This window comes from Stieleria bergensis, from assembly GCA_007745635.1.
Taxonomy (GTDB): Bacteria; Planctomycetota; Planctomycetia; order Pirellulales; family Pirellulaceae; genus Stieleria; species Stieleria bergensis.
The window spans coordinates 6,262,557-6,277,833 of the sequence record CP036272.1 but is presented as its reverse complement, the minus strand read 5'-3'; the positions used below and the strand labels follow the sequence as shown (position 1 = coordinate 6,277,833).

The 15,277-nt window shown below is 55.0% G+C and carries 11 protein-coding genes; 7 read left to right on the top strand and 4 right to left on the bottom strand.

Annotated features, from left to right (window positions below; all coding sequences use genetic code 11):
• Nucleotides 1-8 precede the first annotated feature (8 nt).
• The 7 genes from SV7mr_RS22015 to SV7mr_RS21985 all read left to right on the top strand — a co-directional run bounded on the left by SV7mr_RS22015 (nucleotide 9) and on the right by SV7mr_RS21985 (nucleotide 9,272).
• Nucleotides 9-1,463 (top strand): DUF1501 domain-containing protein, encoded by a 1,455-nt coding sequence (locus SV7mr_RS22015; protein ID WP_145276743.1) that lies wholly within the window; start codon nucleotides 9-11, stop codon nucleotides 1,461-1,463.
• Between the two features lie 157 nt (nucleotides 1,464-1,620).
• The gene (locus SV7mr_RS22010; RefSeq protein WP_419187751.1) at nucleotides 1,621-2,898 is read left to right on the top strand and encodes a competence/damage-inducible protein A; all 1,278 of its coding nucleotides are present in this window, start codon (nucleotides 1,621-1,623) and stop codon (nucleotides 2,896-2,898) included.
• 49 nt (nucleotides 2,899-2,947) lie between these two features.
• Nucleotides 2,948-3,739: an RluA family pseudouridine synthase gene (locus tag SV7mr_RS22005; RefSeq protein WP_145276741.1), complete on the top strand. Its 792-nt coding sequence runs from the start codon at nucleotides 2,948-2,950 to the stop codon at nucleotides 3,737-3,739.
• 60 nt (nucleotides 3,740-3,799) lie between these two features.
• Nucleotides 3,800-4,294: a putative molybdenum carrier protein gene (locus tag SV7mr_RS22000; RefSeq protein ID WP_145276739.1), complete on the top strand. Its 495-nt coding sequence runs from the start codon at nucleotides 3,800-3,802 to the stop codon at nucleotides 4,292-4,294.
• A gap of 288 nt (nucleotides 4,295-4,582) precedes the next feature.
• Nucleotides 4,583-6,745, top strand: coding sequence for a tetratricopeptide repeat protein (locus SV7mr_RS21995; RefSeq protein WP_145276737.1), 2,163 nt, complete (start codon nucleotides 4,583-4,585; stop codon nucleotides 6,743-6,745).
• A 12-nt stretch (nucleotides 6,746-6,757) separates the two neighbouring features.
• Nucleotides 6,758-7,918, top strand: coding sequence for a bifunctional diaminohydroxyphosphoribosylaminopyrimidine deaminase/5-amino-6-(5-phosphoribosylamino)uracil reductase RibD (ribD, locus tag SV7mr_RS21990; RefSeq protein ID WP_419187750.1), 1,161 nt, complete (start codon nucleotides 6,758-6,760; stop codon nucleotides 7,916-7,918).
• Between the two features lie 472 nt (nucleotides 7,919-8,390).
• Nucleotides 8,391-9,272: a hypothetical protein gene (locus SV7mr_RS21985; protein WP_145276735.1), complete on the top strand. Its 882-nt coding sequence runs from the start codon at nucleotides 8,391-8,393 to the stop codon at nucleotides 9,270-9,272.
• Nucleotides 9,273-9,382: 110 nt separating this feature from the next.
• On the opposite strand, the gene SV7mr_RS21980 is transcribed toward SV7mr_RS21985, so the two are convergent.
• The 4 genes from SV7mr_RS21980 to SV7mr_RS21965 form a co-directional block, all read right to left on the bottom strand.
• Complete coding sequence (locus SV7mr_RS21980; protein WP_145276733.1) at nucleotides 9,383-10,891, bottom strand: sulfatase family protein; 1,509 nt, start codon at nucleotides 10,889-10,891, stop codon at nucleotides 9,383-9,385.
• 412 nt (nucleotides 10,892-11,303) lie between these two features.
• Nucleotides 11,304-11,990, bottom strand: a complete 687-nt coding sequence (locus SV7mr_RS21975) for a hypothetical protein (protein WP_145276731.1) — start codon at nucleotides 11,988-11,990, stop codon at nucleotides 11,304-11,306.
• Nucleotides 11,991-11,992: 2 nt separating this feature from the next.
• Entirely contained in the window at nucleotides 11,993-14,665 is a 2,673-nt protein-coding gene (locus tag SV7mr_RS21970; protein WP_145276729.1) for a CehA/McbA family metallohydrolase, read from the bottom strand.
• A gap of 222 nt (nucleotides 14,666-14,887) precedes the next feature.
• Nucleotides 14,888-15,274, bottom strand: a complete 387-nt coding sequence (locus SV7mr_RS21965) for a hypothetical protein (RefSeq protein ID WP_145276727.1) — start codon at nucleotides 15,272-15,274, stop codon at nucleotides 14,888-14,890.
• Nucleotides 15,275-15,277 lie beyond the last annotated feature (3 nt).

The following is a 15,277-nucleotide window of genomic DNA, read 5'->3' as shown; positions in this document are numbered from 1 at the left end:
TGACGACGATGGATATTTCACAACAACAACGACGAGATTTCCTGCTGCGTAGTGGTTTCGGCATCGGTTCGACTGCGTTGGCGACTTTGATGGATCCCAGCTTGAATGCATCTGCTGGGTCCGGTGGAACGGCGAATCCAGGTTTGCCGCAGTTTCCCAACTTTGCTCCCAAAGCCAAGCGGATCATTTATCTGTTCATGGCGGGCGGTCCCAGTCACATCGACACGTTTGATTACAAACCTGCGATGCGCAAGTTTCATGGCGAGGAATTGCCCGATTCTGTTCGGCAGGGGCAACGCTTAACAGGCATGACCAGCGGTCAGAAGGAGTTTCCTTGTGTGGCGCCGATGTTCGAGTTCCAGCGGTTTGGTGAACACGGCACCTGGGTCAATAAAGACTTGCTGCCACATACTGCGGGAGTCGTTGATGACATCACGATCATCAAGTCCATGCACACCGAAGCGGTCAATCACGATCCTGCGATTACATACATCAATACAGGTGTCCAACAGCAGGGCAAGCCCGCCCTGGGGGCTTGGCTGAGTTACGGACTCGGGAGTGTGAACGACAACATGCCGGCCTACATCGTGATGATTTCGCGTGGTCGCGGACAGTTACAAGCGCTCTATGACCGGTTGTGGGGTTCAGGGTTCCTGCCCGCCCGACACCAGGGGGTTAAACTGCGTAGCAGTGGCGAGCCGGTGTTGTATCTCAACAATCCTCCCGGCATTGATCGAGACTCTCGGCGTGGCATGTTGGATGGTTTGAATTCGCTCAATCAGATGACCTATGACAAGTTTGGTGATCCTGAAACGCAGGCTCGCATCGCGCAGTACGAAATGGCCTTCCGAATGCAGAGTGAAGTGCCTGATTTGATGGCTGTGGAAAAGGAGACTCAGCATGTCCAAGACATGTATGGCCCCGACGTCCAAAAGCCTGGCAGCTTTGCTCGCAACTGCTTGCTGGCTCGCCGGATGGTTGAAAAAGGCGTTCGCTATGTGCAGTTGTTCCACCGGGGTTGGGATCAACACGGTTCGCTGCCATCGAAGATTCGTCAACAGTGTGGTGACATCGATCAGGCATCAGCCGGTTTGATTAAAGACCTTAAGCAACGCGGCATGTTGGATGACACCCTGGTGGTTTGGGGCGGTGAATTTGGCCGAACCATTTACTCGCAGGGTAAGTTGACCAAGGACAATCACGGTCGAGATCACCATGGTCGATGCTTTACGATTTGGATGGCAGGAGCGGGCATCAAGCGAGGCTTCGAGTACGGGCTGACGGATGATCACAGCTACAACATTTTGGGTAACACTGGCGTTCACATCCGTGACATGAACGCCACCATCTTGAACCAGCTGGGGATCGATCATCAGCGTTTGACCTACAAGTTCCAGGGGCTTGATCAGCGTTTGACGGGTGTCGAGGAACCTGCGCACGTCGTCAAGGAAATCCTTAGCTGATCGAGTGCCGGGAGATCGTCGGAATTAATTGCAATGATCTCCTTGTCGGGTGATTCAATCGAGCAGACAATCTGTTATCCCGCCGACGCTGCTGACAAGTGTCGGTTGGGTGGCAATTGACCCTCATTCTTGCAATCAAATCACGAGAGACTGATTGGTGAATCCTGTAAGGAGCACGACTGCGGAGGTGATCTCGATCGGAGACGAGATGACCAGTGGAGCCCGATTGGATACCAATTCGCAGTGGATCAGTCGGCGTTTAGAAGAACTTGGTGTGACGGTCGCCTTTCACAGCACCGTCGGTGATCATCTTCAGCAACACGTTGACGTGTTGCGAATCGCAGCTCAGCGAGCTGACGTGGTTGTGATGACCGGCGGATTGGGCCCCACGCGTGATGACTTGACTCGCCAAGCCCTGTCACAGCTCAGCGGCCGTGCATTGAAGATGCGTCAGCAGTCGTTGGTGCATCTCGAGCAGATGTTTGCACGTCGCAATCGCCAAATGCCCGAGCGGAATCATATTCAAGCCATGTTTCCCGAGGGCAGTTTGGAGATCTTTAATCCACAGGGCACTGCACCGGGAGTGGATTTGACGCTGCGAGTTTCTGATCGCCACAAGTGCCGCTTTTTTGCCTTGCCCGGTGTGCCGGCAGAAATGCGACGGATGTTTGACGAAACCGTCGCGCCGCGTCTGTTGGAAATGATCGGTAGTAGCAGGCAGCATATTGAACATCACGTGATGAAGTTCTTTGGTGTGGGTGAAAGCGACATGGAGCAGCGTTTAGGGACCATGATCGCTCGTGACCGTGTTCCCCGAGTGGGGATTACGGTCAGTTCAGCAACCATCTCCTTGCGCATCACAGCCGCGGCACCGGACCCACAAGCTTGCCAGCGACAGATTGAAACGGCCCGCCAAGAAATCATGTCGCGGGTCGGTGATCTGTACTTCGGGCATGGCGAATCGTATGAGCTCTATCACGCGGTGCAGCGCGACCTGTTGATGCGTGGTCAAAGTTTGATCACCGTTGAATTTGGCCGTTCAGCGGTCCTGGCCGATTGGTTTGCGTCATTGGGGAAGACCGATGCGTATCATGGCGGCTTTTGCTTTGCTGGCCCTGAGGAATTGGCAGCGTTATTGGATGTGCCTACTGCGGACGCCTATGATGTGCTGCGAAAACGATCCGGAGCCTCTTGGTTGCTGGTCGTGCAAAGCTATCCACACTTGGATAGCGACGCTAGTCAAGCGTTAGAGGCTCAGCCGGTGGATCTGGTTGTAGTGGATCCGGAAGGGCGTCGGATCTTGGCATCGCCTCGCATCGGCGGTCATCCTTCAATCATTTATTCTCGCATCGCCAAGTCGGCGTTAGCTCATCTGCGCAAACAGATTCAGCGCGGCGATCAATTGCAAGCGGAAAGTGAAGCCGCCATTTCATGAACTCTCGGGTTGCGTCAATGCTCTTGTGTCTAACCATTCAGTTGTTGCCATGAATCACAGTGCAGTCCATGTGCTGTATGAAAACAACCATTTGTTGGTCATCAACAAGCCCTGTGGGATGCCAACGATGTCAGCAACCGATGGGAGTTTGACAGCCTATCAATGGTCCGTTGATTATCTGCGAAAGCGTTATGACAAACCGGGGAAGGTGTTTCTTGGTGTGGTCAGCCGATTGGATCGCGTCACCTCGGGCGTGTTGCTGTTTGCTCGGACCAGTAAGGCTGCGTCCCGGATGACGATTCAGTTTGGCGGCGCGGGCAAAAACAAGAATGTTCCCGGCAAAGCGAAGAAGCTCTATCTGGCCCTGGTGAAGGGGCGTGCTGCCGAGAAGTTGCCTGAGGCTGGCGAGTTCGTTGATCAGGTGTATAAAGACGAATCGAGTCAGCGAATGCGCGTGCTGGGGCAAGCAGATGGCGCTCGGCAGAGCTCGAGCGGTTCATTGCAAGAGGCCAGGTTGCAGTATCACGTGCTGGCCCGAAGAGAGGACCAATGTTTGATCGCTGTGCGACTGTTAACAGGACGCAAGCACCAGATTCGATTGCAGTTCTCCAGTCGTGGGTTCCCCCTGTTGGGTGATCAGAAGTACGGTTCTCGAGCTGAGTTTTCTAACGGCGGCAATGCGATTGCGCTGCACAGTTGGCAACTGAAGTGCTTCCATCCAACGACTCAAGAGTCCATGCATTTTTGTGCTGATGTGCCACAAAGCTGGCCTCAGTTGGCAAAGCATGTGGACGAAACTGCTAAGATCAAGGAACGGTTGAGTCAGACGCTCGATTGGTAGGCGTGGTTGCCGATCTTGCGTGATGAGTTTGTTTGCTTGATGTATTGAGTTGAGCTGTCTATGCCCGCGGGTTCTGTAAAAGACAAGCATGTGTTTCTTCCGGAAAGAATCGTTTCCGGTGGTCAGACGGGGGTCGATCGAGCTGGGCTCGATGCGGCCATGGCGCTGAACCTTCAACATGGTGGCTGGTGTCCCAAGGGGCGGCGGTCTGAAGACGGCCCGATTCCTGCTTGCTATGAGTTGCAGGAAATGGAGTCGCCGGCCTATCCGGCACGCACAGAGCAGAACATCATTGACAGCAGTGCCACGGTGATCCTGTATCTTGGCACGCTAAAAGGAGGCACACAATTGACTCGCCATCTTGCACGGCGTTGGTCGCGACCGCTCGTTTGTTTGGATTTGCAAACAGCGGCCCCGTTGGACTTGGCCGCTTGGTTGCAGGATCAGCAGCCCCAGGTGTTGAACGTTGCCGGACCGCGTGAAAGCAGTCATCCGGGGATTGGTGAGCAGGCGTTTTGTTTCCTTGTCGACGCACTTTGCGGCCTCTCAGGATAGCGTCGTCGGGTAGCTGGCAAGCACCAGGGAGACCGTTAGCCAACGCCTCGGGTCGCCCGCGACGAGGCGTTCAGAGAGAACGCTGATTTGGTCATTTCAGGGGCCATCTGCGGCGGTCAGACGCGTGGACAGAGCAGCGAATTCCCGCCCCTGGGAAGGATTGCCCATCGTTGGTGGTTGAAATCCCCATCTGGACTGGCCAGTTGGCCGAAGGGGCTTGGGTGGTAGCGGGCGGTCATGGTAGGATCTGCAGTTGCAACTACTCACTCCCAACCCTGGTAAGCCCTAATGAGCATTGATCAGTACGCACTGTGCCCCTGTGGAAATGGCAAGAAGATCAAATTCTGCAAGTGCAAGGATTCAGTTGGCTTGATGGATCAAGTGCTGAACATGGTCAATGGCGGCCAAGTGGTTCCCGCACTGGACCGACTGAAGTCAATCATCACTGAGCATCCTGATGCGGCTTGGGCGCTGGCGATTCGCGGTCGTCTGTTGATTGGTTTGGGGGAACATGAAACCTTGAAGGAGAATGCGGAACACTTCATCCGCTTGCAGCCTGCCAATCCGATTGCTCTGTCACAGATGGCAGTGGTGCGATTGACCGAAGACAACTTGCCCGCCGCCGCGGATTTGACCCTGGAAGCGTTTAGCGAGTCAAGTGATCAGATCGAAGCCTCGGTGATCGATAACGCCTTCATGGTCGCTTTGAACGCTTATTCAAAGCAACGCTACTTCTCGGCGCAAGTTTACGCCATGCTTTGCGCCGGTTCAGAAACCGTGTTCAGTCAACAAGCATTGTCTGCGCTCAGCCAGATGTACTCCAGTCCGAACGTTCATCAGTTGATGAAAGAGGTTCCGGAGTTGTTGCCCCATCCCGCCGATGCGGATTGGGCAGAGCGTTATGAAGAAGCCAAAGCTCTGTTCGATGATCGAAAGATCCTGCTGGCTGATTCTAAATTTGAATCGCTCAAACGATCCGGAGTCACTCATCCAGCGGTCCTGTCTGGATTGCTGCAGTGTGCTGTCTGGCGTTGTGATGAGCGGCGACAACAGGACTTGGCGCTGCAACTTAGCCAGGATGAGTCCTTGGATCTGATTGCTCGCCAACGACTGCGTGCGATTACTGATCTGTTGGCTGATGAGCCTGAGGCGTCTACCAGCCTGTATCGTCTGCGGGCGAGTTTCCCGGATGTCTCTGAAGCCGAAATGGCACTGACCGCCGAAGCTCAGATCGAAGCCATGACCGGGCAGGATTTCTCAGGCCTGGAACTGGAGGGCCAAGAGGTTTCGCCACGCAGTGGTTTCTCCGTCGTGCAACCGACCGATGATGGAAAGTTCAATGCAGTCGTCGGCAGTTTGTTCCTCTATGGCCGGCAGACAGATCGAGAGCCAGAGTTGATCTGTGTCAACGTTGTTGAAGCCGACTTGGAGGCCGTCAAAGCAGCAATCAGTCAGGCGCTGCCTCAAGCAGAAATCACCGAAGACAAATCCAATATTGTGCCGCTGTGGTCCTTCCCAATGGGAACGCCCAACCAAAAGGAATTGCCAGACAATCCAGTCGAGCTGAAGCCGTACCTGGAGGAGTTTGCCAACAGTACCTTTGGCCAACGCGTTTGCAGCGTTGGATTGCCATTGCTCGGCGGCAAGTCGCTGGCGGAAGCCGCCTCCGACGATTCCCTGCTCTTTGAGCGCCAAGTGGTGGTGCGTTTGCTAGAAGGACGCCAGTTGCTGCAAACGTTAAAGCAACCCATGCAGTACATTTATGATGCTGCAAAGATCGATCCATTGCCCGAACTGGAAATTCCCGAGGACCAACTTGGTTCAGTGAAAGCCATTGACTTGGGGCGCGTCAAGATGGACGGCATTGGCTTTGAGGGCTTGCTGTGGATTACCTTCACCGCACAACACTCGGGGCAAGTCGGTGTCGTGAACCGTTGGGCTGGCGCGGCGATCGAGTACGCCAAGACTCATGAGGGCGACGAAGTCAATGCCGAACAAGTGGTTCAGGCCTACACGCTTTGGGCTCCGCTGGCAGAAAGTGATACCGCCATTCTTGAGCGTCTCAGCGAAGGCATGGAGTATGCCGACAAGCATTCGATCGATCCACTTGAGTTATTGATGCAGCGTTTTGAGCATCGATTGGTTTCCGCGGACGCAGAAGGCTTCCAGGCGGACATGACGCTTCTGCAGCAACGTTACGGTAACAACCCACAAGTGATCGGCATGGTTCAGCAGATCATGATGCGTTACGGTTTGATCAACCCCGATGGACGTCCTCGATCAGCTGCGCCTCCAGCGGCAGCTGCTGGGCCGAGTGATCAATTCACCGCCGCCCCGGCTCCCTCGCAGGGATCATCCGGTGGTTTATGGACTCCCGAATCCGGGTCCTCTGCGCCAGCCTCTGATTCCGGTGAAGGTGGCGGGAAACTCTGGGTTCCCGGAATGGACTGATCTTGAAACTGGATGATGGATTCAAAAGCCAATCAGGAACCGGCCGCATGCAGTGATGAGCACTGGATGCAAATCGCTCTCTCGCTGGCCGCCCGTGGCCAGGGAGCGGTCGAACCCAATCCCATGGTCGGTTGTGTTCTGGTCAAAGATCAGCAACTCATTGGTCAAGGGTATCATCATGCATTCGGCCTCGATCATGCCGAAGTCGACGCATTGAAGTCTCTGGCTAGCGCGGCCGAGGCCGAAGGTGCAACCGCCTACGTCACACTGGAGCCGTGCTGTCATCATGGCAAGACGCCTCCCTGCAGTGAGGCCTTGATCGCGGCCAAAGTGCGCCGGGTCGTCATCGCGCTGGCAGACCCTTTTCCCAAGGTCAGCGGCGGCGGGATCGAACAGTTAAAGCAGGCGGGCATCGATGTCACCCTCGGCGTTCTCCAGCAGCAAGCCGAAGCACTCAATGCGCCCTACTTGAAGCTCGTGCGCACCGGCATGCCCTGGGTCATCGCCAAATGGGCCATGACAGCCGATGGAAAGATCGCCACCGTGATGGGGGAAAGCCAGTGGATCACGGGGCAGCAGTCTCGGCATCAAGTTCACTTGTTGCGCTCTCGAGTCGACGCAATCGTCGTCGGCATGGGAACTGTTGCCGCAGATGATCCATTGTTAACCGCCCGGATTAACAACCAGGAATCGCAATCGGTGCAGCCCGCAAGGGTCGCCCAGCGGATCGTTCTATGCCACAAACGCTTGCCTTCCTCAGACGCAAAGCTAATGCAAACCGCCACTAAGATTCCAACTTGGTTGTATTGTTCGCCCTTGGTGGATTCGGAACAGTTGCGTGTTTTGCAAGAAATGGGGGCGCAGGCTGTTTCATTGTCAACCTCCGACCAATCGCTAATGGTTCGCGAATTGTTGACGAAGCTTGGCGATGCCAAACTGTCTAACATCATGATTGAAGGTGGCGGAGAATTATTGGGTAGCTTCATTCACACACAGCATTGTCTGATCGATGAATGCCACGTTTACGTTGGCGCAACCCTGTTTGGGGGCAAGCAAGCCTCGGGGCCGATCGCTGGTTTAGGTCTACCGCACTTGGATCAAGCTCCTCGATTTGACTTGCAGTCAGTGGACAGCTTTGGGCAAGACGTAAGAATGATTTTGCGACGGATTTGATAGCAAGTCATGTGGCGAAACAGGTGCGTAAAGGGTTGCGCAGTGGTTAACATCCGCAATCCTTGAAACATTTGCCCGATTGTTCTTTCTTATCCGCCGATGATTTGTTATCGGAACGGTAACTGAAAATCGAGCTTCGATTTTTGTTACCACAATGCCCGCTATTTTGCGTACATGATGGCGCAAAAGGATCGGTTTAGCGATGAAGGTTCATTGCTTAAGAGACTGGTCCCGTGGATGCGTGTTGTCCTTGGGACTCTTGTTTTCTGTACTTTCGACTCAAGCAGACGAGCCGAATGCTGGTCAGCGTCTCGGACCAGCCAGGTCAGATCCTCTCAGACCTGACTTTTCTCCGGCTGACTCTAACGGTGACGGAGGCACCGCTAGAGGTCAATTAGCGGATAGCAATTCAGCTCCACCTGCGCCGCAATCTCCACCCGCGCAGCAAAACGTCAATCATCAGCGATTCGATGTGGCTGATGATCTGATTGAACGGTTGCCACCGACGGGCTTGTTTCATGATGCCGCGTTGGCACGGTTTCGACTCCTTGGCGGCAAAGTGCTACTGGATCCCGTGCGTTATCGCAAAGGTAGCGAAGAGTTCTCCAACGAAGCGTTTACCGAGGTGCTGCATGTTTCAGCGGCCGACGGTATCCCCGCCGTGTTGTATCGGTATGAAAGCCCACAGCAGATGATGCAGTTAATGGTTCAGCATGGTGGAGGCTTGCAGTTTGAATCGCTGTTGAAGGAAAGCGGCGAAGTCGTGCGGATGCAGCAATCAGTGGGCGGCCAGATTCAATGGCACCGCCAAATGCAGTCTGCTGGCCGCGAGGTTCAAACCGTCTATGTTCAGGGCACGACCATCTTGCACATTGTGGGACAGGACCCTGTTGGCTGGCAACAGCATGCGGATTGGTTGTACGGACGTGTGTTAGCAGGACGCAGTCTGCTGGATTTGGCCGAGCAAACCAAAGCTTATCTACGAAATCACGTCGGTCATCTTTCGGGTGTGACCAGTGAGCATATCGATGCGTTGACGGATCAATTGGGGTCAACTCGATTGTCCGAACGCCGAGCAGCGCGAAAGAAACTGGCTGATCTAGGGACAGTCGTGATTCCGATGCTTCGGCGCATTGTTGAGCGTTCTGATTTGGATGCAGAACAGGCTCGGAGTTTGCAGACCTTAATCGATCGGAGTCCAAGGCATGATGATGACACGGTGGCCTCGCTTGCGTTCTTACTTTCAGCAGATCGAATGCATTGGCAAATCATGGCCGCCGACCTCTCGACGCATGAGTGGTTTGCCGCCAACGATCACATGCAACGCTGCGGACTGGAATCGCTTCACCGCTAAATCGCGACGTCAGCAATTGCCACGCCGCAACCCGCGCCGTGACAGCAAAGCGTAACTCACGTCCAGTGGTTCGCTGGCATCGGGTCGAAGACAGCGACAAGCTGTTCGCGTCAGTACTTGCCGTCGGTGCCAAACATGTCTTTTTTAGACGGCCTCGGGCGGACGCGCACCGAGTGGTCGGGCTGGCCGGTCACGCGATCGAATTCGTCGGGTGTGCGTTTGCTAGGCAGATAATCATCTGTCTCGTCTGACCACGTGGCTAATTCTGACTGCAGCTGCTTCAAGACTCCTTGATAGGCCGGTTCATTGACAAGGTTGCGAAGTTCACCAGGGTCGCGATTGAGATCAAACAGTTCCCACTTCGGACGCGGTTTGCGAAAACAGGTCGCTTGATGAGGTGGTAATTCGCCTTTTTGATGAAGCTTCAACATGGCTTGCCATGCCAAGCCACGTCCCGCATCGGCAGAGGGCGTGCTGGGAAGATCAACGTAGTCGTTGCGGATCAGTTTGTAGTTTTGGTTCACGATGCAACGAGCGTGATCTTCATAGTCGTGCCAGTGGTCTTCGCCAAATGCGAAGTCACGGTAGGACTGGTTTGAATCGCGTAGCACGCTGACAAAGCTTTTGCTTTCACTGCTGAAGGGAGTGTTGCCACCGGCGAGTTCGACGAGTGAAGTTGCGATGTCCACCGTGCTGGCGAGCGCATCGGTGGTTTGGCCAGCAGCGACGACGGCAGGCCAACGCACGATCCAAGGTGTGCGAATGCCGCCATCATATAGCGTTGTTTTATCGCGTGGGAATGGGCGGCCATTGTCACTGATGAACAACACCAGTGTGTTCTCGTCAACACCTTGTTGCTTGAGCGTCTGCATGACCTTGCCGACGTATTTGTCCAAGCGACCAATCTCGTCGTAGTACAGCCTTAGGTCCTGACGCACCTCCAGGGTGTCCGGCATGTGTGGTGGGACGATCACGTCTTCGACGCTATGCGGTGGATCCAATGCACCTTCGGTGTATTCACGGTGTGGGTCAAGCGCTGCCAGCCACATGAAGAAGGGCTTCCCATCAGGACGCTCCTCCAGAGCACGAACCCAGTCCTCGCAACCGCTGGGTTGAGTGGCAATCATTTTGGCCGGTTCGCCATCCTTGCCCGATGGCAGAACGAATCCAGCCGTTGAGGCTTCGTAGATTTTGTCAAAGTCTTGTTTGGCCGAATCGCCAAGATGCCACTTCCCTGCTGCTGCAGTGTAGTAGCCCAGTTCATGCAAGGCCGCCGAAAAGGTTGGGCTGCCAGCCGGCAGGGGCCAGTGCAACTGTTCGGCGCCAGTGTTGTGCGGATAACGTCCGGTGATCATGCTGCTGCGTGATGGGCTGCACGAGTTCGTCGTCAGGTAAGCATGTTGAAATAGCAGGCCCTCTTTCGCCAGTCGATCGATATTGGGGGTGCGAATCGAAGGGTGACCATAGACGCCGCAATCATCCCAGTTCATGTCGTCGGCAATGATCAAGACGAGGTTGGGCTGCCTGGGAAGTGGCTGATCAGCACTCGCTGGTGGAGCGGCCAGCAAGGCCAAGGCAAGCGTCAGTGCCAACACGGCACAGAGTGGATTGAATTTCATGTTGGTCGTGCGGATAGAGGGGCACTACAGCGCGGCTTGTTTCCAAGCCTTGCACTGCAAGGGAATCAGAGTGTCAAATCATAAATGCCAGCGGACGGAGTTGGCACCCAGAGAGCCAAAAAACGCGGAAACACCGTCAATGGCTGTCCATCAAGGAAGAGAAACATCATCCGATGCGTCGCTCAGCGATGATCACCTTGAGGTGCCAGTATCGTCAGGGTTGTTGAAAATGGAGTCGGCAAAAGCAGAGTTGGCAAAGCCTACGGACGGTCGCCGTTCGTTGTAAACGCCTGCGATTGCCAGCTGGACCATTGGCTGGCTCCTCCAGAGAGTTGCAGCGAAGCTGAATGCCGAGGCAAAACAATTGCCAGTGATCGCGGACGACGAGCGAGAGGCACGTCGATGGATAGCGTTAGCGAGTGCAATGGAACGTCAGGAGGACATCATTGCGAAAGCCAATGTCTGCGGTTCCCTGGCCAACGTCCATGGCGCAGACCGCAGCGCGTTTGCCTTCATGGTCCGTGCGCACGCGCAAGACGCGGTATTCCAACCGTTCGCCGGTCAAGGTCATGGGCAATGCCTTGTTTTCAATCCATTGCGATTCGAGCCAGCGGAAGCGATCGCTGGCGTGTTTGGGGTCAAGCATCTGGTCGCTGCTGATGCTGAGCGGTGCGGTGACGCCGGCAAGGTTTTGAATTTTGATCAAGAAGTAGTTCCATTGCGCTGTTCGCAGGACGGGGGTCGCTTTTCCTGCATCCACCTTGACCCGCGATTCGGGATTGATGGACACCGTCAGCAAACAAAACGCATCCAGTGTTTCTTGTGGGTCACAGTGTTCGCAGTGATAGGACGTTGAAACCTGATCGGCGAAGGCCTTGTCCGCACTGACAAGTGTTGCGATCAATTGGTCCCGTTGTTTGGCAGTCATCAACGTCCCAGCAGGCAGTTGATGACAGCCTTGTTCATTGCAGACCATTTTGACATTTGCAGGTTGGTTCACATTGCTCAGTTCTGCCAGGACGGCAGGTTCTTGAGCCCGGGAACGTTCACCGGCTAGCAAGGTGATTGCAAGCGATCCGATCATGATGAGGTGACGCATGGCTATTCTCCTGCGGTATTGAATTCATCTAGCATGGCTTGGTAGGTTTCCCGTGCATGCTGATAGGCTTGGCGAGCGTCCTGCATTTCGTTTGCGGCGTAAGTGCGTTGTTTGACGTTCCAGCACTGTTCGGTGCACGCCTGCATCCATTGGACACTGGCCTGACTGGGGCGAATCGGCTTGTCACCGATTTCGACAAAGAATGGATTGGTGTGTGCGTTGGGGAAGGTTCTCAGTGCAACCCAACTGCTGGAATCGATTTTGGTTTCGAATTGTAAATCATGCCGCGATCCATCACCGGGGATGATTTTGGTCTCCACGGGCAAGCCATTGACGATCAGTTCGACCTCCGCCTGAGGGGAGTTCCCGTTGCGATCCGGGGCAAGACGAACAGCACACTTTGCTCGGCAGTTCATCGTCAGTCCCGCATCGCTGGCGATCTCACTGTTGTCGCCACCGACCGGCAGATAGCTTTTGCCACCGTCAAGGGAGGCTTCAAAGTCCATCAGGTGTCCGGTTCCGTCACTGATATAGCTGCGTCCTTCACGAATGCCCAGGATCCAATCTTCGAATGTCAGCTTGCCTGGGACCTTGACATACACGCGGCCCATGCCAACGCGTTGACCGCTGATGCAAGGGAAGTCGGTTTCACCGCTGGCACGCACTCGATAACCACAGTTCAGCGTGTGATACCACATGTTCAACTCGTCGACTCGACTGGTGTCCATTGTGGAGATAAAGTCGACTGCGGGGACTGGTTTGCCGTCTGGTCCTTCGACTTCGTGTGTGATGTCAACGACGTATTCACAGGCTCCGATGCCGTCCATCCGTGGCAGGTTGAAGTGCGGCAGGCCTTTGGGCCCGTCCTGGTAATCGCCCAGTCGCCCGATGTAATTGTTCAAGCCGTTGGCAGAGTGAGCTGGACCGCAGACGGCGCCTTGGCGTTTTGCCCAGCGAAGCGTATTGAGCCCCAGAGTTGGCCAGTGATGCTTTGAGTCTCCACCGGGATAGATTTGCTCGTTGAGACGCAGCAGATTCAAGTGGCCGCTTTGATGCGAGCCAAATCCAGAGACCTCGACGTCATAGCGAATCAAGTACGGGTACTGCGAGACGTCATCAACGCTGCCGGTAAAGAACTGTTTTTGATAATCAAAGCAGGGGCCCCAAGTCAGGCAGCAACCGATGTTCATGTCTTCGCCCATCGTTTGCAACAGCATCTGCTTGGGTAAGATGCCTTCGGTTGGATTGACGTAGTGCAAGCAGCCGGCGGCGTGAATGTGATGATCGCCCGACCACCAGCCCAATTCCGTCGGGTCAATCCAGCGAGTGATTGCGAAATCGGCGTCGACGGGTTGGTCCTTGACAACAATCTGTTTGACTTGCGGCAAGCTATGTGGGCCACGCCAGCATTTGACGGTGTAGGCTCCCGGTGGTAGCGAGATGGTTTGGCCATCGGTGCGGTAGACCTGCGATTGAAAGAACAGGTCGGGAGCAAGGCGTTTGGTTTGTTCAGGATAGCTTCGACCGTATGAGTCACGGATCTCAAAGGCGGCGACAACGGGCAATCCTGGCTTGTCTTGGATGCTCAATTTGACCGGAATCGCCGGCTTTGATTCGAAGTCCAATTCAACGGATTGGCTTTTATCAATCGTTGCATCCATTCGAATCAAGTCAATCCAATCAACGACCAAAGTGGCGGGCTTGATGTTGGGGTCGATTCTCAGTCCCGCCAGTTCACCAGCAACCTTGATGTTGATTTCGTAGGTGGTGTTGGCCGTGGATGTGATGGGCACGTTGACGCGGCGTCTGCCATCCGCTTGTGGCTTGTCCTTGGTCCACCAAAAAAGTTGCAGGATGCCTTCTTTGTCAGACTGGGCACGAATCCGAACTTGAAATTCACCTTCGTCTGCTTGGACAGCGGTACCGAAGAACGGGTCATCACCAAAACTCTTGACGGTCAACTGTTCACCACCCGTGGTGATTTTGCATTGGTTCATTGCGTTCCAGCCGTCAGCTCCTTCGCTGAATCGCCATTTGCGGATCGCCTGACTGTCATCGGTTTGGCTGAGGTCAGCGCTAAATGTCAAGGTTGCTGAAAGGTCACCGATCCTGGCCGAATAGCATTGAATGATGCGGTACTCGAGTTCCAATCCGCTCAAGTCGGGTTGCATCGGACGGCCATCGTACATGGACAGCCCCAGCCAGCGCGAAGCAACTTTCTCTGGGGGGGAATGTGGCAGCGGTCGCGCGTTGGGACTGGTAACGGTCAGGTGTGATCGCACGCCCATGGCGTTGCAGACTTTTACCAAGTGATTGGTCCATCCGCCGTTGGTGACCGGCACTGGCAATCCAGGCCGTGAAGTCGTCAGTTTGCCGTCGTCGATGCTGATAGCGGTGATGCAATGCGGGTCGAGTAATTGTTGGACCTTGGCCACAACGATCGCATCATCTGATTCATTGCGAAGTGCAGCCAGAGCTTGCTGGGTCTCGCCGTCGAGCGGCCGACCGATGAAGTCCAGGGCTTCGCTCAGTCGTTGGACTTGCAGCAATAACGGCTGAGCATCAACTTGGCGGACTTGAGGCCAAGCGGGGTCAGCGGCCTGCGACTTCGGGGCATGCAGGGCGATCGCAAGGAGTATGAAAGAGGTCAGCGCAGCGAGACGACACAGTGACATAGCAACATTCATGATGGCGGGACGGTGGGCTTTGGGAGCGGGGAAAGCCGATTCGTCCGTGAATCACAAAGCATTATAGAGGAATCGCAGGGCCTGATGTCGGCAAGCCGCGCCGGCCAGCTGGTTCCCGATCAGGCACCCTGCTCTACCGGAAAACGCGACACCGCCAAGGCGGCTGGCAAGTCTTCATCGAGCTTTCCCTCAAGCCTGCCATTCACTGACTTAAGATTGCTGATCGTCGCTGGATTCGTTCTCGCTCGCTTGTCGAAATTTCTTTCTCAGCTGACGGATCCGCTGTTGATGAAAGCGATGTGTGCGCAGGGCATCCAGGCCGGCCATCAGGATGATGACAAACAGAATTAAAGTGATCGAGGTCCAGGCAGCGATGAACCATCGTCGCGATGGGATCATGCCTGCACTGCCAGAGAGGAGTCCGCAGAGCGCAATCAAGCGGTTGGTACGTGTGCGTGATTGACGACGTTTGTGGTAGTAAGCACGATTCTCGTCATTCGGGGCGTCTTCGTCCGGCCAGCCATTGTTTTCATTTTGCTGCAACCAGCCCGCGAACAGCAACAACAGGATTCCCAGAAGGACTTGGCCAGCTTCCATCGC